We start from the raw sequence: 22,936 nt of genomic DNA on the forward strand, positions 1-22,936 counted from the left end.
CCGCACGGCGGTCGAGCAGAGGAGTGCGCATGCAGTCGGTTGGCCCGTACCGGTTCACCCACTTGTTGGGCACCTGCCCTGTGGGCAAGGCCTGGGCTGCGATCGACGGGCAGGGCCGGTTCGTGACGGTGGCGGTGCTGGACGCCGCGGCCGCGAACACACCGGGCTGGCGGGAAAGCTTCGCCGGCACCGCCGACGCCATGTCCCAGACGCTGGGCGGCCAGGCCTTCGCGTACGCCGACTTCTCGGCGGCTGAGCCCTGGGTGGCCTATCCGGCAGAGGTCGGCCCGGGCGCCGAGAAGCTGTTCCGCGCGTTGGGGCAGGAGTACCAGCTGGTGCCGACGGACGATCAGGGCGCCGCGGAGCCGGTCTCCGGGGTGCCACAGCAGGTTTCCGGGCCGCCGCAGTCGGTGTCCGGGGTGCCGCAGCAGGTCTCCGCACCACCGCAGTCGGTCTCCGGCGCTCCACATCAGGTCTCCGGGCCACCGCAGCCCGTCTCCGGCGCCCCGCAGCCGACGTCCGGTGGGTCGTTCGCACCCTGGGCCCTGCACGCCGGCCCGCTGCCCACCGTGCAGCCCGCGCCGACCCCGCAGCCCGCAGTCGACGTGCCCCACTCGCCCGCGCCGGTGTCCGCCGCGCCGGCGGATCCGCCGTCCTACGACCCGTTCAGCGCCCCGGTCCGGCGGATCAAGCCGTCGGAGCCGCCCCGGCGGCGTACCGGACTCTGGATGGGGGTGGCCGCGCTCGTGCTGGTGGCGGCCGTGGGCAGCGGATTCGGCGTCTGGGCCGTCGCCGGCAACGACCAGGCCGATCCGGACCCTCTGCCGACGATCGCCGCCACGGCGGCCCCCACCGCCGAACCGGTCGAGCCGGGGCTGAAGCCGTGGGCGCAGGCCGCCCTCTACAGTCCGGAGGAGCACGCCCTCGCGGTGGCCGCACCGTCGCTGGTCTTCGTCGAGGCGGTCTTCACCGGTTACGTCCGCGACGCCGCCACGAACGCTCTGGTGCGCCCCACACCCGTCAGCTTCATCCGTCGATGCAGTGGCTTCCTGGTGAGTTCGAGCGGCCACGCCGTCACCAGCGGCTCCTGCGTCGCGCCGGACGAGGATCACGCCCGGTGGATCGCCGTCGACGCGCTCGCCCGGTTGCTCGTGCAGGAGAAGAAGCTTCCCAGCGGGGAGGTCGCCAACTACATCCGGATCAACCTGCCCAAGGTGCGGTTCACCGGCGCCGAACCGGGCACCAAGCCGGTCAGTGAGGTGTACGGGCAGCTCAACAACGCCAAGGGCAACGTGTCGAAGGAGCCGGCCATCCAGGCCGAGGTCGTCCGGGCCTTGCCCGCGGAGAGTGGCAGCACCGCATTGATCAAGCTTGGCCAGGACAATCTGCCGGCGGTGGAACTCAACCGGTCGGCGAGCCTCGACCAGGACGCCTCGCTGTTCATCCTCGGCTTCCGGACCACCGACACCGTCTTCCGCAACGCTGTCTACCGTCCCCAGTCGAAGAAGGTGACGGTCACCGGCACGAGCCGGCTCGGCTCGGTCTCGATGTACCGGATCAGCGGGGACCTCGGGACCGTGTCGCACGGTGGTATCGCCCTCGATCCCAACGGCCGGGTAGCGGGCGTGATCGACCAGGACCAGGCGCTACCGGACAAGGCGAACCGGGCGGTGGTGCCGGCGTCGACGATCGGCACACTGCTCGATGAGGCCGGGGTAGGCAACACGCTCGGCGACACCGACAAGATCTACCGCAGCGGGCTGGACGCGTACTTCGGCGGCGACCTGTCGGTCGCTGTCACTCAGCTCGACAAGGCCGCCGGCGCGGCACCCGCCAACCTGCTCGCGCAGGCGTACCGGCAGAACGCCGCCGAGCGCGAGCGGTTGGACAGCGCGCAGGGGGATGGGTCGGGCCTGGTCGTTCCCCTGCTGGTCGGATCCGGCGTGCTGCTCGTCGGGCTCGTCATCATGGCCGTGCTACTCGTACGTCGGCGATCGACGATCGGCTGATCGCCGGCTGCTGCGCAGTGGCCAACCGCCGGGCTCGTGATCGGACGATTACACCGGATCGGACACATGGGAATGTAAGCGTAGGCATGCCCCCCGGTTGTTCGGCTCCGCCCGTCATTCGCACACCACGAACAACCCGTGCCGCCATCAAGATCGTATTTTTGGTCAATGTGGATTCCACCGGACGGTGCCCGTTCGGCCGCCTGCTTCGGCGGCGTGTCCGACCGGCGCCGCAATAGCAGCCTGACCAGCGAATTCCTGGCTGCATCAACGATTTCGGGCCCTCATCGTGGTGACTGATGGGTGATGGTGCGGGGGTGTAGCGATGGCTATACTCCCTGTTGTTGCGCGATGGATCTTCATTGTCGTCGATCAAGGGAACGTTCCTACGAACGCGTCGCTGAAAATGTCGCTGCAAATGGTGGCTTTCATGGGGGTGGCGAAGGTATGGACGTGTTGGATCGCGGAGCCGTGTCGACCGGCGGAGCCGTCCTGCCGGGCGGCGCAGGTAGCCCAGCCGGGCTGCGAAACGGCCTCCGTCCGTGACGAGCCATCCCGCCTACTCGACGCCTTCGCTGCGTGACTCCGCCGGCAGCACGCTCCCGTCCGATCAGGAGCCCCAGCTGTCACAGATCGACGAGCCCACGGTGCTGATGATGCCGGCCGTCGACGCGTCGACCGTGTCGCTGGTGCGGGCGGCCGAACGGGTCACCCCGGCGATCTCGGTCTGCATCGCCGTCCGGGACCGACCCCAGCTGCTGGTGAAGTCCATCCAGAGCGTGCTCGCCAACAGCTTCAGCGACTTCGAGATCGTCGTGGTGGACGACGGATCGGCCGTACCCGCTCGGGACGGGCTGGCCGAGGCGGGCCTGCTGGCAGACCGACGGATTCTCGTCGTCCGGCAGGAGCCGACGGGCATCAGCGCCGCGCGCAACGCGGCCCTGCGGGTGGCCCGGGGCAGGACCGTCACCGTGCTCGACTCGGACGACGAACTGGCCCCCGATGGCCTGGCCCGGATCCACGACTTCCTGTCTCGCACGGGGGCGCGCTGGGTCTACACCGACTACGAGGAGTTCGTCGGCGACTCCGCAAGGGTGATCAGGCTCCCGTCCTACCCCGACTCGCGTCGGATGCTCTGGTCCGTGCTGACCCGGCCACGGCTGCCCTTCAAGCACTCCGGCATGTCCATCGACCGCCAGTTGCTGCTTCAACTCGGCGGATACGACGAGCAGATGTCCATCAAAGTTGATGTCGAGCTGGTGCTGCGTGCCCTGAGCACCGGCGTGCACCTGCAACGACTCGACCAGCCGGTTGTCCGGTTCCACCGGCACAGCGGCAACATCAGCCGGCGGCGCCTCGCCGGCGTCGCCGCCTGGCGCAAGATGATCAAGAAGTACAGTCGCCCGCGCATTCCGGGCCTCGCCCTGTGTATCGTGGCGGTGCGCGCGGCGAGTGAGGTCGGCAAGTGGTTGGTCACCGCCGCCGGGCGGTGATCCGTCGGCTGGCGGGCCGGGCGGCGGAGCGACTCGCCGAGTAGGACCGTCCAACCGCGACCGTCGGGCTCGTTCGTGCTGGCCTCGCTGCTTGGGGATCGTGATGACTGGAGTTGTCCCCGCCGGATCTGCCGTCCGTGCGGCCGATCCCACCAGGGACGTCGGTCGGCAAGCGGCATGGACGGTGGACGACGCGGCGGATCCCGCAGTTGACGCCCTTCGGCGACGTCGACGGCGACAACGCGGCCTGATCCGGCTGGCCGCGCTGACCGTGGTGGCCACCGTCGCGGTCGGCGGGGTGCTCGTCGCCCAGTCACAACGGGGCGAAACGCAGACGTTGCCGTCCGCTTCCCCCTCGCCGTCGCCGTCCTGGTCCGGGCTGCGCGGCCTCGCGTCGCCGAACATGCGGATCGGCTCCGCGGTCGACGGGCGACGGCTCGCCGCCGACCAGCAATATCGCGAGACGCTCGCCGCCAACTTCAACGCGGTGACGGCCGAGAACGTGATGAAGTGGGCGAGCCTCGAGCCCCGACGGGGAGAGTACGACTGGACCGCGGCCGACCGGCTCGTGGAGTTCGCCCACGCGCACGGTCAGGCCGTCTACGGCCACACCCTGGTCTGGCACGCCAGCGTTCCGTCCTGGGTGACCGACGACTGGTCAGCCGAACGTCTCCGCGCGCTGATGCGCGAGCACATCGTCACCGTCGTCACCCGCTACCGGGGCAAGGTGTGGGCCTGGGACGTGGTGAACGAGGCGCTGAACGAGGACGGGACTCTGCGGGACAACATCTTCCTGCGCAAACTCGGGCCCGGCTACATCGCCGACGCGTTCCGCTGGGCGTACGAGGCCGACCCCGACGCCCGGCTCTTCATCAACGACTACGGGGCGGAGGGCCGGTCCAAGAAGGCGGACGCCCTGCTGGGCCTGGTCCGAGACCTTCGGGCGCGTGGGGTGCCGGTGCACGGTGTCGGCTTCCAGAGCCACCTGCGTGCCGATCAGGCACCCACCGGCATCGTCGGGAACCTTCAGCGTTTCGCGGATCTGGGCGTGTCGGTCGCCATCACCGAACTCGACGTCCGGGTCAAGCTGCCGGCGACGCCGGAGAAGCTGGTCTCGCAGGCGCTGCTCTACCAGCACATGCTCACGACCTGTCTGGCCGTGTCGACCTGTGAGTCGTTCACGCTCTGGGGGTTCTCCGACGGCAGCAGCTGGATCGGCGCGCACTTCCCGGGCTACGGAGCCGCCTGTGTGTACGACCGGGAATTCAGGCCGAAACCGGCCCACGACGCGCTGATGCAGGAGCTGCGGTCGCGCCATCGACAGTCGACGAACTGATCAGACCAGGCCAGGTACGGCCGAACCGCCACTAGGCAGGGCACCGCGCCAGCACATAGGGTGCTCGTCGCGATCTCCCGCCGGGGGCGATGTGGGAAAGGAAGGTCGTGTCCGCGCACACTCAGTTCCTCCAGGCTGTCGCGCCGCAGGCGGCGCCGAGGTTCGACCCCGATTTCGGGGTCATCACACCGCCATCCAACGGCATGCCCCGGTCGGCGTTCGGTCGTCCGGTGGCCCCGCGAGCGGTCTGGCGCCGACGCTACGTGGCCTGGCTGGTCGTGCTCGACGCCCTCGCCGCGCTGGCGGCCAGCCGGACGGTCGTGGTCGCGCTCGACGAGGCCGACGCCGGCTTCTGGGACCAGCAGATCCTCGGTGGCATCAGCTCGTTCTCGCTGGTGGCGAACGTCGGTGTGCCGTTGGGCTGGCTGGTCATGCTCGCCGCTCTCGGCGCGTACGACCGGCAGGCGCTCGGGCGTGGCACCGAGGAGCTCAAGCGGGTGGTCCGGGCCAACGTGGCGATGGCCGCCGCCGTGTCGTTCCTGGCCCTCGGCTTCAAGAAGGACCTGTCCCGGGCGACCGTCGCCGCGATCATCCTCTGCCTGCTTCTCTACGCCCTGGTGGCCCGGTTCGCGGCCCGGGTGGTGCTGCGCCGCATCCGGCGTAGCGGGCGGGCGTCGCAGAAGGTGCTATTGGTGGGCCGGCTCTCCGACGCGCTCGCGCTGCACGAGGTGGTGACCCGCAACCCCGGCGCCGGGTTCCGCCCGATCGGCATCCACCTACCGAATCATCCGCGGCCGGGGGAGCGGGTGACCGCCCCGGTGCCGGTCTACGTGGGCTGGGACCTGGTGCCGCTGGTGCAGCAGCTCGGAGCGGACACCATCGCCGTCTGCGGCCCGGCCAGCCTGGAGTCGTACGAGCTGCGGAAGCTGGCCTGGCAGATGGAGGGCACCGGGCTGAACCTGGTGGTGGTGCCGCAGGTCACCGACGTCACCGGTCCCCGCATCCACGTCCGTCCGATCGAGGGGCTGCCGCTGCTCAACGTCGAGGAGCCGACCATCTCCGGCCTCTCGCTGCTGACCAAGAGCGTGCTCGACCGGGCCGCCGCGCTGCTCGGAATGGTGCTGCTCAGCCCGGTGTTGCTCGCGATCGCGATCGCCATCAAGGTCACCGACCCGGGCCCGGTGATGTTCCGGCAGACCCGGATCGGCTACCAGGGCCGCGCGTTCAAGGTGTGGAAGTTCCGGACCATGTACACCGACGCCGAGCAGCGGCTGGAGGCGTTGCGGGGGCAGAACGAGAGCGACGGCCTGCTCTTCAAGATCAAGGACGATCCGCGGGTCACTCCGATCGGCCGGCACCTGCGGGCGCTCTCGCTGGACGAGCTGCCCCAGCTGATCAACGTGGTGTTCGGGCAGATGTCGCTGGTCGGTCCGCGCCCGCTGCCCACCGAGGACGACGACTACCGGGGCGACGTCCGGCGGCGGCTGCTGGTGCGCCCCGGCATCACCGGGCTCTGGCAGATCTCCGGCCGCTCAGACCTGACCTGGGACGACGCGGTCCGGCTGGATCTGCACTACGTGGACAACTGGTCGCTCGTCTACGACCTGGGCATCCTCTGGCGGACGGCCAGTGTGGTGCTGGCCCGCCGCGGCGCGTACTGATCGAGCGCCGCACGAGCGACGCGAAACGGGCGGTGGCCTCGCGGCCACCGCCCGTTTCGCGTGTCGGCGCCGGGCCGCCCGTCGGGCGACCCGGTCGGCTACTTCTTGCCCTGCGCGATGATGTCCGGCACCGCGTCCCGCCGCACCGCCTCGTAGAACGACGGGACCCGCTTCGAGTCGGCGAAGACCACGCTCTCCGAACCGACTGTGCCGGTGCCCTTGGTGGGGCTGGTGAGGAACGTCAGGTTGCTGCCGCGCACTCCGCGCATCTGGTTCGCCATGTCCAGCAGGGACATGTTCTTGTCGACCGAGACCGAGTTCGAGGTGGCCTGCAGGAACGAGTTCAGCTTGCCGGGGTTCGTCAGCAGGCCACCGGAGGACGCCTTGTCCAGAATCGCCTTGATGACCTGCTGCTGGTGCCGGATCCGGGCGAAGTCGCCGTCGGCGAACTGCTTGCGCTGGCGCGAGTAGTCGAGCGCCGCCTCGCCGTCCATCCGCTGCACCCCCTGCTTGAAGGCGCGGAACGGCGGGTGGATCGAGGTGAAACTCTTCTCCACGTTGACGTCGATCCCGCCAAGGGCGTCGATGATCTCCTTGAAGCCGGCGAAGTCGATGATCGCGACGTGGTCGATCCGGACGTCGGTGAACTTCTCCACGGTCTGCACCATCAGCGGCACGCCGCCCCAGGCGTAGGCGGCGTTGACCTTCGCGTCCCGGCCGCCGTGGTTGCCGTCCTTCGACCGGGGCACCGGCACCCAGGTGTCGCGGGGGATCGAGATCAGCTGCGCGCTCGACCGGTCCTTCGGCAGGTGGGCCAGGATGATGGTGTCGGTCCGGGAGCCCTCCGTCCGCTCTGGATCACGGGTGTCGCTGCCCAGGATCATGATGTTCATCGCGCCCTTGACGACCGGCTGCGGGCGGGCCTCCTCGGGCACGTCCTCGAAGGCGTCGACCCGCTCGATGCCCGACTCCACCGAACGCAGGTAGAGCCCGCCGGCGACCGCGCCACCGGCGCCCAGCAGGGCCACCACCAGCAGACTGATCAGGACTATCCGCCGCCACCGCCGGCGCCGGGGTGGCTGCGCCGCGGTCGGCTCCTGCTCCGGTCCGCCGGTCAACCCGTTCGTCTCGTCCGAGCCGGGGTCCGCGGTCTGCTCTCGACGTGGCATGGGCGCGATGCTACTGATTCAGGTTCCGGCTCGCGTACCCTCGTCCGGCCAGGACCGCGCACCGGTCGGCCGCCGTCGTCGCGCATATCGAACATGAGCATTTTCAGCCATCGGCCAGCTTCACCTGGTATGAACCAACCCGTGGATGCAACGAAGCTCCGGCGGGCGATCGCCCGTACCCCCCTCGCCCCCGTTGCCGCCTTCCCCAAGCGGCTGGCCCGGGTCGCCCGCCACGACGCCAAGGTGCTGCGCACCTCGGCCCGCTGGCTGGTCACTTCCCGGGAGCACCACAACTACACGTACGAGCTGACCAAGCTCAGCCGCCACCACCTGGCCTGGTTCGTCAGCGTCGTCTGCGACCTGCCGGTGAAGCAGGTCCGCGGCTACCTCGCCGAGATCGAGTCCGACGACGTGCTGCGCCGGCACATCGAACAGGCCACCGCCGGCGCCGCCCGCCGTGGCCTCGCCGACCGGCAGGTCCGCTACGCCCGCCGGATCGGTTGGTACGCCATCGTCCGGGCCACCCGCCCGTCGCACGTGGTGGAGACCGGAGTGGACAAGGGACTCGGCAGCTGCGTGCTCGCCTCGGCCCTGCTGCGCAACGCCGAGGAGGGGCATCCCGGGCGGCTCACCTCGCTGGACATCAACCCCGAGGCGGGCTACCTGGCCCACGCCGCGCCCTGGTCGCAGGTGGTCGACCTGGTGATCGGCGACTCCATCGCCTCGATCGCCGCGCTCGACCGACCGGTCGACCTCTTCCTGCACGACAGCGACCACAGCCGGGCTCACGAGAAGCGCGAGTTCGAGGCGGTGGAGCCGAAGCTCGCCCCGGGCGCGATCCTGCTCACCGACAACGTCACGACCACCAACGTCCTCGCCGAGCACGCCGAGCGGACCGGCCGGCGGTTCCTCGCCTACCGGGAGACCCCGGCCAACCACTGGTATCCCGGGGACGGCATCGGCGTGGCATGGTAGCCGCGTGCGGCTGAACGCGATATCCACGTACCCGGTCAAGGGTTGTCACCGGCTCGACCACGACGGCGCGGTCGTGCAGCCGTGGGGGCTCGCCGGCGACCGGCGCTGGATGGTGGTCGACGCCGACGGTGTCGGCGTCACCCAACGGGAGACCACCCGGCTGGTCGGGCTGCACGCGACGCCCCGCGACGGCGGTCTGCTGCTGCGCGCCGACGGGCAGCCCGACCTCGACGTGCCCGAGCCGGCCGGTGGCGACCCGGTCCTGGCGCGCACCTTCCGCAACCGCAAACTCCCCGTCCCCGCGCTGCCCGCCGGCCCGGTGGCGGACGGCTGGCTGAGCGCGCTGCTCGGCCGGCCGGTCCGGCTGGTCTGGCTGGCGCACCCCGCTCGGCATCTCGCCGCCGCCGAGCGCGCGCACGACACCGGCGACCAGGTCAGCTTCGCCGACGCCTACCCGCTGCTGCTGGCCAACGCCGCGTCGCTGACCGCGCTCAACGACTGGCTCGTCGAGGCCGGCGAGGATCCGGTGCCGATGAGCCGGTTCCGCCCCAACCTGGTCGTCGAGGGCGCGCCGGCCTGGGCCGAGGACGGTTGGGAGGGCGGGTCGCTGCGGATCGGCGGCGTCCAGTTCCGGGCCGCCGGGTCATGCGACCGCTGCGTGGTGACCACCACCGACCAGGAGACCGGGGTACGCGGCCGGGAGCCGCTGCGCACGCTGGCGCGGTACCGCAACGTCCGGCAGAAGCTCCTCTTCGGACTGCACCTCGTCCCGGTGCGGACCGGCCAGCTGGTGGTGGGCGATCCGGTGAGCGTCGACGGCTGACCCGGTCGGTCTTGTGGTCCGCGACCTGCGGATCGATGATGGTCTCATCTTCGAGCCGGAGGTGGCGACATGACGGTGCTGCATCAGCCTCGGGTGGCCTGGGACACCGCCCGGGTGTTCGTCGGTTCGGTCCACGACGACGACCTGTTCAACTTGCTCGGCGCGGAGGTCGGCGAACTGTTCGGCCCGGCCTGGCAGGCGCAGCTCGGCGCGACGCGCGAGCGGCTGCGTCGGGCGACCGACCAGCAGCCCGGCCTGGTCGAGGCCGGGCTGTGGCGGGTCCGGTTGGAGGAGGAGCTCCGCGGCCGGCCCGAGCTGGCGGGGCCGCTGCGCTCGCTGACCACTGTCGCCGCCGGCCGGCTGCGGCAGCGCGCCACCGGGTCGACACTCTCTTGAGCTGACCACCCAGCGCCTACGGCCGCGACGCCGGCCCGGGCCCGGGCCGGTTGCCCGGCTCAGGTCAGGGCCGGTCGGCGGCGGCCGTGGCGGGGACGAGGTCGAGCCACATGAGGACCTCGTCGCGGTCGTCGCCGGGGCCGACCCGCAGCGCGCCGGGCAGCCGGCCGACCTCCCGGTAGCCGAGCCGCTGGTAGAAGTTCTCCAGCCCCAGCCCGCCTCGCAGGGTGACGTGCAGCGCCGTCAGACCCAGCTCTCGGCCCAGGCGCTCGGCCTCTCGCATCAGCGCGAGCCCGTACCCCTTGCCCTGGGTGTCCGGGTGGACCATCACCCGCTTGAGCACGCACCAGTGCGCCTTGAGGTTGAACCGGTTGTCGGTGAAGATCAGCGCGGCGACGAGCTGGTCGCCCGCGTAGCCGAGCAGCAGCCGGTCCGGCCCGTCGGAGATCGCGGCGAACGCCGGGCCCGCGAGGGTGCGGACGTCATCGGTGGTCACCGGCGGCACGAAGCCGACCGCCCCACCGGCGTTGGAGACGTCCGTCCAGAGCGCGACGATCCGCTCGCGCAGCTCGGGAGTCAGGTCGGGGTCGAGGACGAAACGCAAACTCACGCCCGCCATCCTGTTACGGCAGCAGCCGTGCTGGCCCGCGATAGTGACCCTCGTGACAGGGGTGCTGTGGTGCGGGAGGGGGGATTCGAACCCCCACGTCCTTTCGGACAATAGGACCTAAACCTACCGCGGCTGCCATTACGCCACTCCCGCCGACCCGCTGAGTCTAGAGCGTCGGCCCGCGGCGGTCGCGGGGCCGGCGTCCCGCCTCGGGGGCGTACCGGTGTCGGGCCAGGTGCCGAGGATGTGCCGGCCCGGTGGGGCGGGGTCAGTCGAGGCCCAGGTCGCGGCGGAGCTTGGCGACGTGCCCGGTGGCCTTGACGTTGTAGAGCGCCCGCTCGATCTTTCCGTCCGGGTCGATGACGAAGGTCGAGCGGATCACCCCGGTCACCGTCTTGCCGTAGAGCTGCTTCTCGCCGTACGCGCCGTAGGCGGTGAGCACGGCCTTCTCCGAGTCCGAGACGAGCGGGAAGGTGATGGCGTCCCGCTCGCGGAACTTGGCCAGCTTCTCCGGCTTGTCCGGCGAGATGCCGACCACCTCGTAGCCGGCGGCCTGGAGCGAGGCGAGCGAGTCGCGGAAGTCGCAGGCCTGCTTGGTGCAGCCGGGGGTCATCGCCGCCGGGTAGGCGTAGAGGATGACCGTGCGGCCGCGCAGGTCGGCCAGGGAGAGCGTGGCGCCGGTGTCGGTCGGGAGGCTGAACTCGGGTGCCGGGTCGCCGGGGGAGAGGCGGTCGGGAGCGGTCATGGCCCGACCCTACCGCCGGTGGTGGTCGGCGGGCCGGCCCCGGCACGCGGTGGGCCCGTGATCAACACCATTGCTTAATGCCAACTCTTTGCAAGAGAAAGGTTCGGGAAATAGTCTGAGCCCGCCGGCGCGGAGGGCCCCGCCGACGCGTGGGAGGTCGCGTGGAAACCCTGGCGATGCACATCTCGAACGGGATCATCAACGGTCCCGTGGCCGCGGTCTTCGCGGCGCTCGCACTGGCCGCCATGACCATCTGCGTGCTGCGCGGCCGGCGGGACCTGGACGATCGGCTCGCCCCGATGGCCGGCCTGGTCGCCGCGTTCATCTTCGCCGTGCAGATGCTCAACTTCCCGATCTTCACCGCCGGGGTGAGCGGTCACCTGCTCGGCGGTGCGCTCGCCGCGATGCTGGTCGGCCCCTGGGTCGGCGCGCTCTGCGTGGCGGTGGTGCTGGTCGTACAGGCGCTGGTCTTCGGTGACGGGGGCGTGGCGATGCTCGGCCTGAACATCACCAACATGGCGCTGATCGGCACCGCCGCGGCGTACCTGCTGATCGCGCTGCTGCTGCGGGTGCTGCCCCGCACGCCCGGCGGCCTCGCGGTGACCGGCTTCGTCTCCGCCGTGCTCAGCGTGCTGGTCGCGTCGCAGGGCTTCGTCCTGCAGTACTGGCTGGGCGGCACCACCGACCTGGGCGGCAACCTGGCCGGCCTGGCCGGCACGATGGCCGGCGCGCACCTGCTGATCGGCATCGGCGAGGGCCTGATCACCGCGACCACGGTGGTCACCGTCGCCAAGGTCCGCCCCGATCTCGTCTACGCGCTGCGCGGGCTCCGTCCGGTCGCCGCGCCCGCCGTCCCGGCCGTAGGAGGTGCCCGGTGAGCAAGCGTCCCTGGATGTTCGTCGTCGGCGGCCTGCTGGTCGCGCTGCTGCTCGCCGGCGTGGTCAGCAACTACGCCTCGTCCCACCCGGACGGCCTGGACTCCTCTCTGCTCAAGGGCTGCACCGTCGACGCCGACGACAACATCATCGGCGGCAGCTGCCCGGCCCAGCAGGCCAAGGATCACGAGCTGGCCGACAGCCCGCTCGCCGACTACGGCGTACGCGGCATCGACAACGCGTTCCTCTCCACCGGGCTCTCCGGGGTCCTCGGCGTGCTGCTCACCTTCGCGGTGGGCGCCGGCGCCTTCTGGCTGCTCCGCCGCCGCTCCCCGGGCACCGGTGCGACGGCCGGTGGCGCCGGCGACGACCCGACGACGGCGCCGGCGGGCACCGGAGCGGCGGCCGGCGCGGTCGGCGGCTCGGCCGACCGGAGCTGACGACGATGGGAGCCGGGCACGGGCACGTGCTGTACCGGGAGAGCCGATCGCCCGTGCACCGGCTCCCACCCGAGGTCAAGATCGTGGCGATGGTGGTCTTCACCATCGCGGTGGTTTCCACCCCGCGCGAGGCCTTCTGGGCCTTCGGCGGGTACGCCCTGCTGGTGGCGGCGGTCGCGGCGCTGGCCCGGGTGGGCCCGCGGTGGCTGCTCAGCCGGGCGCTGATCGAGCTGCCGTTCCTGCTCTTCGCGGTCGCGCTGCCGTTCCTCGGCGCCGGAGAGCGGGTCGAGGTGGCCGGGCTGCACCTCTCGGTGGACGGCCTCTACGGCAGCTGGAACATCGTGGCGAAGGGCACCCTCGGGGTGCTCGTCTCGCTGCTGCTCGCCGCGACCACCACCACCCGGGACCTGATCGTCGGCCTGGACCGGCTGCGCTGCCCGCAGGTGCTCACCCAGATCGCCACCTTCATGCTGCGCTACCTCGACGTGCTGGTCGGCGAGGCGCGGCGGATGCGGGTGGCCCGGATCTCCCGGGGCGACGACCCGCGTTTCCTCTGGCAGCTGCGCGGCTTCGCGGCCGGCGTCGGCGCGCTCTTCCTGCGGGCCTTCGAGCGCGGCGAGCGGGTCTACCTGGCCATGCTCTCCCGTGGCTACTCCGGTCGGATGCCCGCGGTCTGGCAGGGCGCCGGTGCAGCCACCACCGGGCAGTGGCTGGTCGCGGCCACCGTGCCGGCGCTGGCGACCGCCATCGCTGCCACCGCGGTCGTGCTGGGATGATCGGCGACGTGCAGTCGACAGCTCCCAGCCTGGACGTCACCGGGGTCCGCTACGCCTACCCGGACGGTCACCACGCCCTGCACGGGGTGGACCTCACCGTGCCGCGTGGCGGGCGGGTGGCCCTGCTCGGTCCGAACGGCGCCGGCAAGACCACGCTGGTGCTGCACCTCAACGGCATCCTCACGCCGACCGAGGGAAGCGTGAGCGTCGGTGGGCTGACCGTCACCCCGGACCGGGCGACGCTGGCCGAGGTGCGGCGCCGGGTGGGCATCGTCTTCCAGGACCCGGACGACCAGCTCTTCCTGCCCACGGTCGCCGAGGACGTGGCGTTCGGCCCGGCGAACCTCGGGCTGCGTGGCGCGGAACTGGCCGCCCGGGTCGACGAGGCGCTCGCCTCGGTCGGAATGTCCGCGCACCGGGACCGGGCGCCGCACCACCTCTCGTTCGGGCAGCGCCGGCGGGTGGCGGTGGCCACCGTGCTCGCCATGCACCCGGAGATCCTGGTGCTCGACGAGCCGTCGTCGAACCTCGACCCGGCCGCCCGGCGTGAGCTGGCCGAGATCCTGCGCGACCTGCCGGTGACCCTGCTGATGGTGACCCACGACCTGCCGTACGCGGCGGAGCTCTGCGACCGCTCGGTGATCCTCGACGGCGGCCGGATCGTCGCCGACGCCTCCACCGCGGACCTGCTCGCCGACGCCGACCTGCTGGCCCGGCACCGCCTCGAACTGCCGTACGGCTTCGACCCCCGGGCGGTGGCCCGGCGCTGACCGCGCGGGTCAGACCCGGGTGGCCGCAGGGGTGCGGGCGGCGTGCAGGCGCAGGACGCCGGCGGCGGTGGCGCCCGCACCGGCGATGAGGACGATCGCGACCAGCACCCGGGCCGACGTGGCGGGCCACGGCACCGGCGCGACCGAGCGGGCGAAGACGGCGGCGTTCGCCACCCCGGCGAAGAGCGCCAGGCAGGCGCCGGCCAGCGCCACGGCGAAATCGGCGGCGGGCCGGCGGGCCAGCGCGTAGCCACCCGCGACGATCGCGCCGAGGCCGGTGAGCAGCGCCCAGACCTGCCCGCCGAGCAGCCCCAGCAGCACCCCGCCCGCCCCCTGCGCGCCGGCGTCCAGTTCCCGGCCCACGGTGTAGACCACCGCGGCCGCGCCCCCGGCCACGAGCAGCGCGCCGAGTCCGGCGAGCGCCCGGGCGCCGGGCACCGACCCGGCGGCCAGCAACCCGACCGCGCCGACGGCGAGCAGGCCGACCGTGGCGATCGCCCACCAGGTGTACGCGTCCGGCGGCGGCACCCAGTCCAGCGTGCCGCGGATCTCCACCGGGTCGGCGCCGTCGCGCAGCGGGACCGCCCAGTCCCGGATCCGGTGCTCCCGCTCGGGGGCGGCCCGGACAGCGCTGGGCGGGGCGGACTCCCGGTACAGCGTGCGCTGGTCGTGCCAGCGCACGCTCGGTCCGTCGGCCACCCGTCGCCAGGACGGCGCCGCGGCCGGGTCGGCCTCCGGCGGCAGCGTGGTCTCCCCGGCGATGGTGCGGTTGAGGTACGTGGCGGGTGAGTGCGCGTTCTCGAACACCCCGTCCGGGCCGACCCGCAGGTACGGCTCGCCGGAGTAACCGATCACCTCGACCGGCCGCCCGGTGCGGTTGGTCAGCTCCAGCCGTGCGCCCGCCTCGACCACCCGGACGCTCAGCCCGTCACGGATCGGGGTGATCCCGCTCACCGTGGTGCGGTAGTCGGTGCCGTCCGGCGCGTCGGCGCCGTGCGCGGCGGCCGGGGTGGCGGTCGCGAGGGTGGCGGTGAGCACGCCCGCGGCCACCAGACCGGCGCGGGTCAGCAGGGTGCGGATCACTTGCCGGCCGCCGCCACCGCTGCCCTGATCGCCTCCGGGCTGGGGTTGCCCACCTGCTCGCCGTCGACGATCACCGTGGGGGTGCCGGTGATGTTGTTCCGGCTCGCCTCCTCGGTGACGTGCTCGGTCCACGGCTTGAAGGTGCCCTCGCGTACGCAGTTGCCGAACCCGTCGCGGTCCAGCCCGACACCCGCGCCGATGTCGATCAGCTGGTCGTCGGTGAGCCCGGCGCTGCCCTCCGGCGGCTGCTGCTCGAAGAGGGCCTTCGCGTACTCCCGGAACTTGCCGCCCTCGGCGGCGCAGCCGGAGGCGGCCGACGAGCGGGTGGAGTACCCGGTGCTGGAGAAGCGGTTGAGGTAGGCCACCGGGTGGTAGACCACCCGGATCTTCCCCTCGCTGATCAGCTGGTCGATGGTGGCCCCGCTGGTCTGGTCGAACTGCTTGCAGACCGGGCAGAGGAAGTCCTCGTAGATGTCGACGGTCACCGGACCGGAGCCGGCCACCACGCCGGTGCCGTTCTCGGCGGACCCGGTGGGCGGGGTGAAATCGCCCGACCGCTGGCTGGACCAGACGCTCCAGCCGACCAGGCCGGCGATCACCAGGACGACCACCGCGGCGACCGACACCCAGATCGTCCGCCGGCGCCGCCGCTCCCGGGCCAGCTGTTGACGGACCACCTGGGCGGCGCCCTTCTGCCCCTTGCGACTACTCATCCTCGTCCTCCACGACGGGTTCGCCCGTCAACCAGCCGTCCACCGAGACGGGCGTGCGGGGCCAGATCAGCAGGAATCCCGTCAACACCAGGAATCCCAGGTCCCGGAGGATCTCCGGGAGGTAGCTCGGGGCCTGCCCCTCGGCGAGCTGCCCGCCGCTGCCGAAGCAGCCGCAGTCGATGGCGAGGCCGCGGGCCCAGGCCGAGGCGATGCCGGCGATGAAGACCACCAGCAGCGCCGCGGAGACGCCCGCGCTGAGCCGGGTGGCCAGCCCGAGCAGCAGGAGCACCCCCAGCGCCAGCTCGACGAAGGGCAGCGCCGCGCCGACCACCGTCGAGACGTCGTACGGCAGGAGCCGGTAGGCGTTCACCGCCCGGCCGGAAGCGGCCAGGTCGTCGATCTTCGACGCCCCGGCGAGCAGCCAGACGGCGGCCAGGCCCAGCCGGGCGGCGACGCCGAGCCAGGGGCGGACGGCGGGCCAGCCGGCGACCCGGGTGCGGGGTGTTGTCACGGTCATTGGTCGTCCCGTCGCCACCGGAAGTTCCGCCCGGTCAGCCGGCGAGCGCGTCGTTGACGGCTTCGACCAGGTCGTCGCGGGCCCGGGCGACCCGGGAGCGGATGGTGCCCACCGGCACCCCCTCGACGGCGGCGGCCTCGGCGTAGGAGAGGCCGAGCAGTTGGGTGAGCACGAACGCGCCGCGGCGCTCGGCGGAGAGCCGGCGCACCAGGTCGGCCGCGCCGAGCTGCCCGGCCGGGTCCGGGTGCGGCCGGTCGGTGTGGGCGTTCGCGGCGAGCCGGGCGTCGAGCCGTCGGCGCCGGACCACCGTCCGCAGGTGGTCGGCGCAGGTCCGCCGGGCGATGCCGAGCAGCCAGGTACGGGCGCTGGAGCGGCCCTCGAACGTCGGCAGCGCCCGGAACGCCCGCAGGTAGGTCTCCTGGGTCAGGTCGTCCGCGCTGTCCGGATCCACCAGCGCGGCGGCGAACCGCCAGACCTCCACCTGGGTCAGCCGGACGAACGCGGCCTGCGCCGCGGGATCGCCGTCGCGGGCGGTCAGCGCCCACTCGGTGGCCGGATCCCGGGCAGCCCCCTGCGCCGGGTCGGCCGAGCCGGCGGCGGTGTGGCGCGGGGCGGGGATCACGACAGTCCAGGTTACGCGGCGCGAAAGGGGCCTGGAGGGTCCTTGGACGCTTCCATGGTCTGCGCCACGCCGGGAACTTTTCTCGCGCCCCGACCGACTACCCCCTCATGAACTGCGACGACGTGCGCGCGGCGCTGTCGGCCCGGCTGGACGGTGAGGATCCGCAGGTTGCGACGGCGGTGCTGGACGCGCACCTGCCGGGCTGCCCCGGCTGCCGGGTCTGGCTGGGCCGCGCCGAGCAGGTGACCCGGCTGGTCCGGGTGCAGTCGGTGCAGGTGCCCGACCTGACCGCGTCGGTGCTGGCGGCGGTGGCCGCCGACCCGCGGGCCGCCGATCGTGCGCCGGAAGCGACGCTGCGGGCGCGCCGACAGGTGCTCCGGGTCGCGGTGGGGGTGGCTGCCGTCGCCCAACTCGCCATCGCCCTGCCCATCCTGCTCGCCGGCCTCGGCGTCAGCGTCGACCCGCACACCAGCCGGGAGATGGCCTCGTTCGACGTGGCGTTGGCGGTCGGCTTCGCACTGGCCGCCTGGCGCCCCGATCGCGCCCGCGCGTTCGTGCCGGTGGCCCTGGTGCTGGCGGTCTGCCTCGCCGGCACCAGCGCGGTGGACATCGCCAACTCGACCACGGCCCTGGTGCACGAGGTCGGTCACCTGGCCGCGGTGGTCCAGGCCGCCCTGCTCTGGGCGCTCGGCCGGGCCAGCCGGGACGCCGACCGGCCGCTGGCGCCAGTGCTGGCGGTGGGGCGCGGGTGAGCAGGGGTGGTCGGATACCCTCCCCGTCGGCGAGCATGATCGGCATGACTGCTGCCCCTCGTCGCTGGCTCGCCCGGCTCTGCGCCACCGCCGGCCTGCTGGTCACCGTCGTCGCCCTCCTGATCGCCCCGGCCGGCCCCGCGAGCGCGCACGCGGTGCTGGTCAGCAGCAGCCCCGCCGCGTCGGCGGTGCTGCCGAGCGGGCCGGCCGAGGTGGTGCTGACCTTCAGCGAATCGGTCCGGAAGGTGCCCGACAAGATCCGGGTCATCGCGCCGGACGGCTCCCGGGCCGACCGGGGTGAGCCGACCTTCGGCGGGACGGTGGTGACCATTCCGGTCGACCCGGCCGGCGAACGCGGCACCTACCTGGTCAGCTACCGGGTCATCTCGGCCGACAGCCACCCGGTCTCCGGCGCGTTCACCTACTCGGTCGGCGCGCCGTCGCCGCCCCCGGTGGACACCGGCGACGACAGCCGGGCCGACCCGGTGGTCGGCGCCGCGGTGAAGATCGCCAAGTACCTGGGCTACGTCGGGCTGGTGCTACTGGTCGGGCCGGCGCTGGTGCTCGGCGCGCTGTGGCCGCGGCGGCTGAGCCGACGCGGTCCCGCCCGGCTGGCCTGGGCGGGCCTGGGACTGGTCGCCCTCTCCACCCTCGCCGACCTGTGGCTGCAGGTGCCGTACACCGCCGGTGGCGGGCTCTTCGACGTCACCGGCGCCGGCCTGAGCAGCGTGCTGGGCAGCACCTTCGGGGCGGCGCACCTGGTGCGGCTCGGCCTGCTGGCCGCAGCCGCCTTCCTACTCCGGCCGCTGCTCGCCGGGCCGGTCGGCCGCGCGGACGGGATCATCCTCACCGTGCTCGGCGTGGCCGCCCTGCTGACCTGGCCGCTGGCCGGGCACCCGGCGGCGTCTCCGGCGCCGGCCGTCTCCGTGGTCGTCGACGCGGTGCACCTGGGCAGCATGGCGGTCTGGCTCGGTGGCCTGCTGATGCTCGCCGCCTTCCTGCTGCGCCGGGCCGACGAGCGGGAACTCACCGCGATCCTGCCGATCTGGTCCCGCTGGGCCGCGGTGGCCGTCTCCGCGCTGTTGCTCGCCGGCACCGTCCAGGCGCTGATCGAGGTGGCCACCCCGGACGCCCTGGTCAACACCACCTACGGCCAGCTGCTGCTGGCCAAGATCGGCCTGTTCGTGCTGGTGATCGCGGTGGCCGCGTACTCCCGGCAGCTGGTACGCCGGCGGGTCGCGGCGCAACGGCCGGTGCCGGTGCGCCGGGCGGTCTGGGTGGAGCTGGCGGTCACCGCGGTGGTGCTCGGCCTCTCCGCCACCCTGGTGCAGACCCCGCCGGCCCGCACCGCCGCCGACGTGGCCGGTCCCGAGGCCGGCTACTTCACCACCACGCTGGACAGCCCGCTGCTCAACATCCAGGTCGAGCTGGACCCGGCCGAGCGGGGCAACAACTCGATGCACCTGTACGCGTACACGAAGGACAACCGCCCGCAGCCGGTGGTGGAGTGGCGGGCCACCGCCGCGCTGCCCTCGGCCGGGATCGAGCCGATCGACATCCCGCTGCTGCCGCTCACCGACAACCACGCGACCGGCGAGATCAACCTGCCCGCGTCCGGGGACTGGCAGCTGCGGCTGACCGCCCGGACGTCCGACATCGACCAGGCCACGGTGACCGCCACCGTGCCGATCCGTTAGAGAGAGGTCCCGACTCCATGATCCGTACCCGGCGTACCGCCACGGCAGCTGCCGGCCTGGCGCTCGGCGTCGTCGCCACCGCGGTGTTCGGCTTCGCCGCGCCCGCCTCGGCCCACGTCACCGTGAACCCGAAGGAGGCGACCCAGGGCGGCTACGGCCGGATCGCGTTCCGGGTGCCGAACGAGAGCGACACCGCGTCGACCACCAAGCTGGAGGTGGTGCTGCCGGAGAACGGCCCGGTCGGCTCGGTCTCCACCATGCCGGTGCCGGGTTGGACGGTGGCGGTGGAGAAGCGGAAGGTGGACCCGCCGATCGAGGTGCACGGCAGCCAGCTCACCGAGGCGGTGTCGAAGCTGACCTGGACGGCGACCGGTGACGCGGCGGTCAAGCCGGGCCAGTTCCAGGAGTTCCCGGTCTCCCTCGGGCCGCTGCCGCAGGTGGACCGGATGGTCTTCAAGACGCTGCAGACCTACTCGGACGGCAACGTGTCGCGGTGGATCGAGGAGCCGACCCCCGGCGGCGAGGAGCCGGAGAACCCCGCGCCGGTGCTCACCCTGACCGCCGCCGCACCGACGACGGCACCCGCCGCCGCGACCGGGCCGGTCGCCGACGATGACGACGACGATGCCGAGGGGAATGGCCTCGCCACCGGGCTCGGCATCGCCGGCCTGGTCGCCGGCGTCGGTGGCCTGGTGCTCGGCGGGCTGGCGTTCGCGCGTACCCGGCGGGAGCCGGCCGCGAAGGCCTGAGCCGAACCGACCAAGCGGGCCCGCCGGATCTGTACCGGCGGGCCCGTGGCTTTCCACCGATCGCGTGCCGTGGATATCCCCTGATCGGTCGGCCTGCGTCGGTAAGGTCGGCCGGGTACCTGGCCACGGAGGGGGACGGAACGGATGCGGTTCGTGCGGGCGATCGCCGGAATGCTGTTGCTGATCATCGGTTTGCCGACGCTGCTCGTCGGCGGGGCGCTCGGGGTGGTCACCCGGCACGCCGACCCCAGCGGCGCCTTCACCGCCCGGTTCGAGACGGTGCACACCGCCGGGCACGCGGTGGTCGTCACCGACCTCGGCGAGCTGCTGCGGCGGGAGGTGCCGTTCGCCCGGGTCGGGCAGCAGCGGATCCGGCTGGAGGCCCGCACACCGGACGGCCCGGCGTTCGTCGGCCTGGCCCCGACCGACGAGGTGCGGCGCTGGCTGGAGCACGTCCCGCACGACGCCGTGCGCCGGGTGGCGCTGGCCCGCGGCCCACTGCCGATCCGTCTGGGCGGGGGCGGGACCGCCCTGCCCGCCGGGACTCCGGCCGCCGAGGCCGCGCCGATCGGCCGCTCCTTCTGGGTACGGGAGGGGATCGGCGCGCTGGAGTGGACCCCTGACGACCTGGCCGGACGTTCGCTCAGCCTGGTGGTGACGCGCCCGGACGGTCGCCCGGACTTCGACCTGGAGATGCGCGCCGAGTTGCGGGCCGGGTGGACCGCCCCGGCCACCTGGGGTCTGCTGGCCGGCGGCGTACTGCTGGTGGTGTTGGCCGTGCTGCTCCTGCTCCGCCCGGTGCGCCCCCGAGAGGTGGTCTTCGTGGTCGAGCCGGACCAGGTGCCCGTGCTCGCCGGCCGGCTCGGTGTCAGCTCGCTCAGCGGGCTGGGCGCCCAGCCGACCGGCTCCGACGACCGGGTGGTGCTGGCCCAACGGCAGCTCGCCGCGGTCGGCTCCGGCCCGACCGAGCGGTCCCGGGCCGCCCTCGGGGCATCGCCCGACCGCCGGCCGGCCAGCCTGGCCGACCTCGTCGCGGCCGAACCGACCGCGAAGGACGCCGGGGGCGGCGGGGCGACGCTGCCCGCACGGCCACCGGAGCTGTCCCTCGCGTTGGCCTGGCCGCCGGTGGCGGCGGAGGGCACCCCCCAGCCGGTCCCGGCCGGTCGGCTCCGGTCGGCCACTCCGGCCACCCCGGCCGCCGACGCCGATGCGGCCGCCGCCGGCCCGGTTGGTGACGACGCCCGGTCGGCCGAGCGTCGGCCGGTCGACGGCGGGCAGCCGGGCTGAGCCGGCCGCAACAGGCGAGTGGCCCTCCGCGCTGCCGACGCGGAGGGCCACCCTCACCGGGGGATCGGTGCTGCTACCTGAGATGCGCTTGAGGTAGTTGAGGCCAGATTAGCGCTGATCGTGGCTACTCGGGACGTGTGTCCATTTGGTGCAACTTCTCGGGCTCGGCCGCCGGTCGGCGCGGCACCTCCGGACCGTCGTTGCGCCGCGTTGGCAACGTCACCAGCAGCAGCAGGCTGAGCAGGACATACGTGTTGCGGACCAGAAACTCGCCGGGATTGTCCGTGCGGGCCGGCGCCACGCCCCAGTCGTAGAACGAGACGACGCCGTAGATGATCAACGCGGCGGTGCCGATCGCCAATGTCGTCCGCCAGTACCGCCGCCGGGCACCCTCGAGGGTGGACCGGTCGGCGCGCGCCGCCGCGTCGGCGAGCACCACCACCGCCGGGATGAACCAGTAGAGGTGATGGGTCCACGTGATCGGACTGACCAACCCGCCGACCAGTCCGGTCAGGGTCAGGCCGGCGAGGTGGTCGCCGGCCCGGGCGGCCCGGGCCGCGCGCCACAGCCCGTACCCGGCGATCACGGCGACCAGCAGCAGCCAGGGCAACCGGTCCGGCTTGTCGGGCGCGGTGAAGCGGCTGAGCAGGCCGAAGAGCGACTGGTTGCCGGTGTAGTCGGTGCGCCCGACCCGGTCGTTGTCCCAGAGTTCGCGCGTCCAGAACCGCCACGAGTCGTCCGGCGCCACCGCCGCCGCCAGCAGCGTCGCCGCGGCTGCCGTGGCGCTGGCCACCGCCGCCGCCCACCAGCGCCGGCAGGCCAGCAGGTAGACGATGAAGATGCCGGGGAAGAGCTTGAGCGCGGTCGCCAGGCCGACGCCGACCCCGGCCCAGCGCCGCCCCTGCGGTACGGCGAAGAGCAGGTCGGCCAGGATCAACACGACCAGGAACATGTTGATCTGGCCGAAGGTGATGGTCTCCCGGGTGCTCTCCACGGCCAGCACCAGCAGCACCGCCACGATGATGGTGAACACCCGGGGCAGCTGGTACCGGGCGATCACCGGGCCGAGCAGCCAGCGGGTGGTCAGCACCACGCCCAGGCCGGTGAGGATCGTGAAGATCACCACAGTGGCGCCGAGCGGGAGCAGGGCGAACGGTCGCAGCAGCAGGGCGCTGAACGGCGGATAGGTGAAGTAGAGCTCGCCCTGGACCCGATCCGGCTGGACGTAGTCGTAGAGCGGATTCCCGTCGGCCCACCAGCGCATCGCCCGCATGTAGATCTTCAGGTCGAAGAAGTCGTGCACCAGGCCGGGCAGGTAGAGCGCGGGCAGCACCGCGGCGAGTGCCACCAGCGTGACGAGGCGACGGACCGTACGGCCACCGGGATCGTCGTCGGTGACGGCGGGCGGTGCGACGGGTTCGGCTGGCACTCCGAAACC

The 22,936-nt window shown here is 72.7% G+C and carries 22 protein-coding genes, 1 tRNA gene and 1 pseudogene; 15 read left to right on the forward strand and 9 right to left on the reverse strand.

Features of this window, described 5'->3' with window-relative positions:
* The first annotated feature begins 29 nt into the window (after window positions 1-29).
* From AB0C04_RS12315 to AB0C04_RS12330, 4 genes are all read left to right on the forward strand, one after another.
* Entirely contained in the window at window positions 30-2,009 is a 1,980-nt protein-coding gene (locus AB0C04_RS12315) for a trypsin-like peptidase domain-containing protein (protein WP_357052338.1), read from the forward strand.
* A 542-nt stretch (window positions 2,010-2,551) separates the two neighbouring features.
* Window positions 2,552-3,502: a glycosyltransferase gene (locus tag AB0C04_RS12320; RefSeq protein ID WP_357052341.1), complete on the forward strand. Its 951-nt coding sequence runs from the start codon at window positions 2,552-2,554 to the stop codon at window positions 3,500-3,502.
* Between the two features lie 184 nt (window positions 3,503-3,686).
* The gene (locus AB0C04_RS12325) at window positions 3,687-4,838 is read left to right on the forward strand and encodes an endo-1,4-beta-xylanase (RefSeq protein ID WP_357052344.1); all 1,152 of its coding nucleotides are present in this window, start codon (window positions 3,687-3,689) and stop codon (window positions 4,836-4,838) included.
* A 203-nt stretch (window positions 4,839-5,041) separates the two neighbouring features.
* Window positions 5,042-6,499, forward strand: a complete 1,458-nt coding sequence (locus tag AB0C04_RS12330) for a sugar transferase (RefSeq protein ID WP_357053670.1) — start codon at window positions 5,042-5,044, stop codon at window positions 6,497-6,499.
* Window positions 6,500-6,597: 98 nt separating this feature from the next.
* Here the strand turns inward: AB0C04_RS12330 and AB0C04_RS12335 are convergent, their stop codons facing one another.
* Window positions 6,598-7,668: an LCP family protein gene (locus tag AB0C04_RS12335; protein ID WP_357052347.1), complete on the reverse strand. Its 1,071-nt coding sequence runs from the start codon at window positions 7,666-7,668 to the stop codon at window positions 6,598-6,600.
* Window positions 7,669-7,809: 141 nt separating this feature from the next.
* On the opposite strand from AB0C04_RS12335, the gene AB0C04_RS12340 reads away from it, so the two are divergent.
* From AB0C04_RS12340 to AB0C04_RS12350, 3 genes are all read left to right on the forward strand, one after another.
* Window positions 7,810-8,643, forward strand: coding sequence for a class I SAM-dependent methyltransferase (locus AB0C04_RS12340; protein WP_357052350.1), 834 nt, complete (start codon window positions 7,810-7,812; stop codon window positions 8,641-8,643).
* Between the two features lie 4 nt (window positions 8,644-8,647).
* The gene (locus tag AB0C04_RS12345) at window positions 8,648-9,466 is read left to right on the forward strand and encodes an MOSC N-terminal beta barrel domain-containing protein (RefSeq protein WP_357052353.1); all 819 of its coding nucleotides are present in this window, start codon (window positions 8,648-8,650) and stop codon (window positions 9,464-9,466) included.
* A 69-nt stretch (window positions 9,467-9,535) separates the two neighbouring features.
* Entirely contained in the window at window positions 9,536-9,862 is a 327-nt protein-coding gene (locus AB0C04_RS12350; protein WP_357052356.1) for a hypothetical protein, read from the forward strand.
* Window positions 9,863-9,926: 64 nt separating this feature from the next.
* Here AB0C04_RS12350 and AB0C04_RS12355 read toward each other — a convergent pair whose 3' ends face one another.
* The 3 genes from AB0C04_RS12355 to bcp form a co-directional block, all read right to left on the reverse strand.
* Window positions 9,927-10,472 (reverse strand): GNAT family N-acetyltransferase, encoded by a 546-nt coding sequence (locus AB0C04_RS12355; protein WP_357052359.1) that lies wholly within the window; start codon window positions 10,470-10,472, stop codon window positions 9,927-9,929.
* A gap of 67 nt (window positions 10,473-10,539) precedes the next feature.
* Window positions 10,540-10,625, reverse strand: a tRNA-Leu gene (locus AB0C04_RS12360).
* A gap of 115 nt (window positions 10,626-10,740) precedes the next feature.
* Window positions 10,741-11,217 carry a thioredoxin-dependent thiol peroxidase gene (gene bcp / locus AB0C04_RS12365; protein ID WP_357052362.1) on the reverse strand — a complete coding sequence of 159 codons (477 nt, stop codon included), beginning with the start codon at window positions 11,215-11,217 and terminating at the stop codon, window positions 10,741-10,743.
* Window positions 11,218-11,378: 161 nt separating this feature from the next.
* On the opposite strand from bcp, the gene AB0C04_RS12370 reads away from it, so the two are divergent.
* The 4 genes from AB0C04_RS12370 to AB0C04_RS12385 are packed head-to-tail and all read left to right on the forward strand — an operon-like array spanning window position 11,379 to window position 14,078.
* Window positions 11,379-12,095 carry an energy-coupling factor ABC transporter permease gene (locus AB0C04_RS12370; protein ID WP_357052364.1) on the forward strand — a complete coding sequence of 239 codons (717 nt, stop codon included), beginning with the start codon at window positions 11,379-11,381 and terminating at the stop codon, window positions 12,093-12,095.
* Window positions 12,092-12,532 carry a PDGLE domain-containing protein gene (locus tag AB0C04_RS12375; protein ID WP_357052367.1) on the forward strand — a complete coding sequence of 147 codons (441 nt, stop codon included), beginning with the start codon at window positions 12,092-12,094 and terminating at the stop codon, window positions 12,530-12,532. The genes AB0C04_RS12370 and AB0C04_RS12375 overlap by 4 nt, the downstream gene beginning before the upstream one ends.
* A 5-nt stretch (window positions 12,533-12,537) precedes the next feature.
* Window positions 12,538-13,308, forward strand: a complete 771-nt coding sequence (cbiQ, locus tag AB0C04_RS12380; protein WP_357052370.1) for a cobalt ECF transporter T component CbiQ — start codon at window positions 12,538-12,540, stop codon at window positions 13,306-13,308.
* Window positions 13,305-14,078, forward strand: a complete 774-nt coding sequence (locus AB0C04_RS12385; RefSeq protein ID WP_357052373.1) for an ABC transporter ATP-binding protein — start codon at window positions 13,305-13,307, stop codon at window positions 14,076-14,078. The genes cbiQ and AB0C04_RS12385 overlap by 4 nt, the downstream gene beginning before the upstream one ends.
* A 9-nt stretch (window positions 14,079-14,087) precedes the next feature.
* Here the strand turns inward: AB0C04_RS12385 and AB0C04_RS12390 are convergent, their stop codons facing one another.
* The 4 genes from AB0C04_RS12390 to AB0C04_RS12405 are packed head-to-tail and all read right to left on the reverse strand — an operon-like array spanning window position 14,088 to window position 17,013.
* Window positions 14,088-15,161, reverse strand: coding sequence for a hypothetical protein (locus tag AB0C04_RS12390; RefSeq protein WP_357052376.1), 1,074 nt, complete (start codon window positions 15,159-15,161; stop codon window positions 14,088-14,090).
* Window positions 15,158-15,874 carry a thioredoxin domain-containing protein gene (locus AB0C04_RS12395; protein WP_357052379.1) on the reverse strand — a complete coding sequence of 239 codons (717 nt, stop codon included), beginning with the start codon at window positions 15,872-15,874 and terminating at the stop codon, window positions 15,158-15,160. Before AB0C04_RS12395 ends, AB0C04_RS12390 begins: the two co-directional genes overlap by 4 nt.
* Window positions 15,867-16,391, reverse strand: coding sequence for a MauE/DoxX family redox-associated membrane protein (locus AB0C04_RS12400; protein WP_357052381.1), 525 nt, complete (start codon window positions 16,389-16,391; stop codon window positions 15,867-15,869). Before AB0C04_RS12400 ends, AB0C04_RS12395 begins: the two co-directional genes overlap by 8 nt.
* 34 nt (window positions 16,392-16,425) lie before the next feature.
* On the reverse strand, window positions 16,426-17,013 hold the full coding sequence (locus AB0C04_RS12405) for a sigma-70 family RNA polymerase sigma factor (protein ID WP_357052384.1): 588 nt from the start codon (window positions 17,011-17,013) through the stop codon (window positions 16,426-16,428).
* 107 nt (window positions 17,014-17,120) lie between these two features.
* Between AB0C04_RS12405 and AB0C04_RS12410 the strand changes: the two genes are divergently transcribed.
* From AB0C04_RS12410 to AB0C04_RS12425, 4 genes and pseudogenes are all read left to right on the forward strand, one after another.
* Entirely contained in the window at window positions 17,121-17,765 is a 645-nt protein-coding gene (locus AB0C04_RS12410) for a zf-HC2 domain-containing protein (RefSeq protein ID WP_357052387.1), read from the forward strand.
* Between the two features lie 35 nt (window positions 17,766-17,800).
* Entirely contained in the window at window positions 17,801-19,462 is a 1,662-nt protein-coding gene (locus AB0C04_RS12415; protein WP_357052390.1) for a copper resistance protein CopC, read from the forward strand.
* Between the two features lie 17 nt (window positions 19,463-19,479).
* Window positions 19,480-20,211 (forward strand): YcnI family protein, encoded by a 732-nt coding sequence (locus tag AB0C04_RS12420; RefSeq protein ID WP_357052393.1) that lies wholly within the window; start codon window positions 19,480-19,482, stop codon window positions 20,209-20,211.
* Window positions 20,212-20,898: 687 nt separating this feature from the next.
* Window positions 20,899-21,189: pseudogene (locus AB0C04_RS12425) on the forward strand (hypothetical protein); the annotation flags it as partial.
* Between the two features lie 433 nt (window positions 21,190-21,622).
* On the opposite strand, the gene AB0C04_RS12430 reads toward AB0C04_RS12425, so the two are convergent.
* Window positions 21,623-22,927: a glycosyltransferase 87 family protein gene (locus tag AB0C04_RS12430; RefSeq protein WP_357052396.1), complete on the reverse strand. Its 1,305-nt coding sequence runs from the start codon at window positions 22,925-22,927 to the stop codon at window positions 21,623-21,625.
* Window positions 22,928-22,936: the final 9 nt, after the last annotated feature.

It is taken from the genome of Micromonospora sp. NPDC048909, assembly GCF_040649635.1.
In the GTDB taxonomy this organism is placed as follows: domain Bacteria; phylum Actinomycetota; class Actinomycetes; order Mycobacteriales; family Micromonosporaceae; genus Micromonospora.

Excerpts from the sequence above, each read along its gene's own strand:
- bcp (WP_357052362.1), bottom strand. The coding sequence starts at position 11,217 with ATGACCGCTCCCGACCGCCTCTCCCCCGGCGACCCGGCACCCGAGTTC.
- cbiQ (WP_357052370.1), top strand. The coding sequence starts at position 12,538 with ATGGGAGCCGGGCACGGGCACGTGCTGTACCGGGAGAGCCGATCGCCC.
- AB0C04_RS12410 (WP_357052387.1), top strand. The coding sequence starts at position 17,121 with ATGAACTGCGACGACGTGCGCGCGGCGCTGTCGGCCCGGCTGGACGGT.
- AB0C04_RS12420 (WP_357052393.1), top strand. The coding sequence starts at position 19,480 with ATGATCCGTACCCGGCGTACCGCCACGGCAGCTGCCGGCCTGGCGCTC.
- AB0C04_RS12315 (WP_357052338.1), top strand. The coding sequence starts at position 30 with ATGCAGTCGGTTGGCCCGTACCGGTTCACCCACTTGTTGGGCACCTGC.
- AB0C04_RS12385 (WP_357052373.1), top strand. The coding sequence starts at position 13,305 with ATGATCGGCGACGTGCAGTCGACAGCTCCCAGCCTGGACGTCACCGGG.
- AB0C04_RS12350 (WP_357052356.1), top strand. The coding sequence starts at position 9,536 with ATGACGGTGCTGCATCAGCCTCGGGTGGCCTGGGACACCGCCCGGGTG.
- AB0C04_RS12415 (WP_357052390.1), top strand. The coding sequence starts at position 17,801 with ATGATCGGCATGACTGCTGCCCCTCGTCGCTGGCTCGCCCGGCTCTGC.
- AB0C04_RS12335 (WP_357052347.1), bottom strand. The coding sequence starts at position 7,668 with ATGCCACGTCGAGAGCAGACCGCGGACCCCGGCTCGGACGAGACGAAC.
- AB0C04_RS12330 (WP_357053670.1), top strand. The coding sequence starts at position 5,042 with ATGCCCCGGTCGGCGTTCGGTCGTCCGGTGGCCCCGCGAGCGGTCTGG.
- AB0C04_RS12395 (WP_357052379.1), bottom strand. The coding sequence starts at position 15,874 with ATGAGTAGTCGCAAGGGGCAGAAGGGCGCCGCCCAGGTGGTCCGTCAA.
- AB0C04_RS12400 (WP_357052381.1), bottom strand. The coding sequence starts at position 16,391 with ATGACCGTGACAACACCCCGCACCCGGGTCGCCGGCTGGCCCGCCGTC.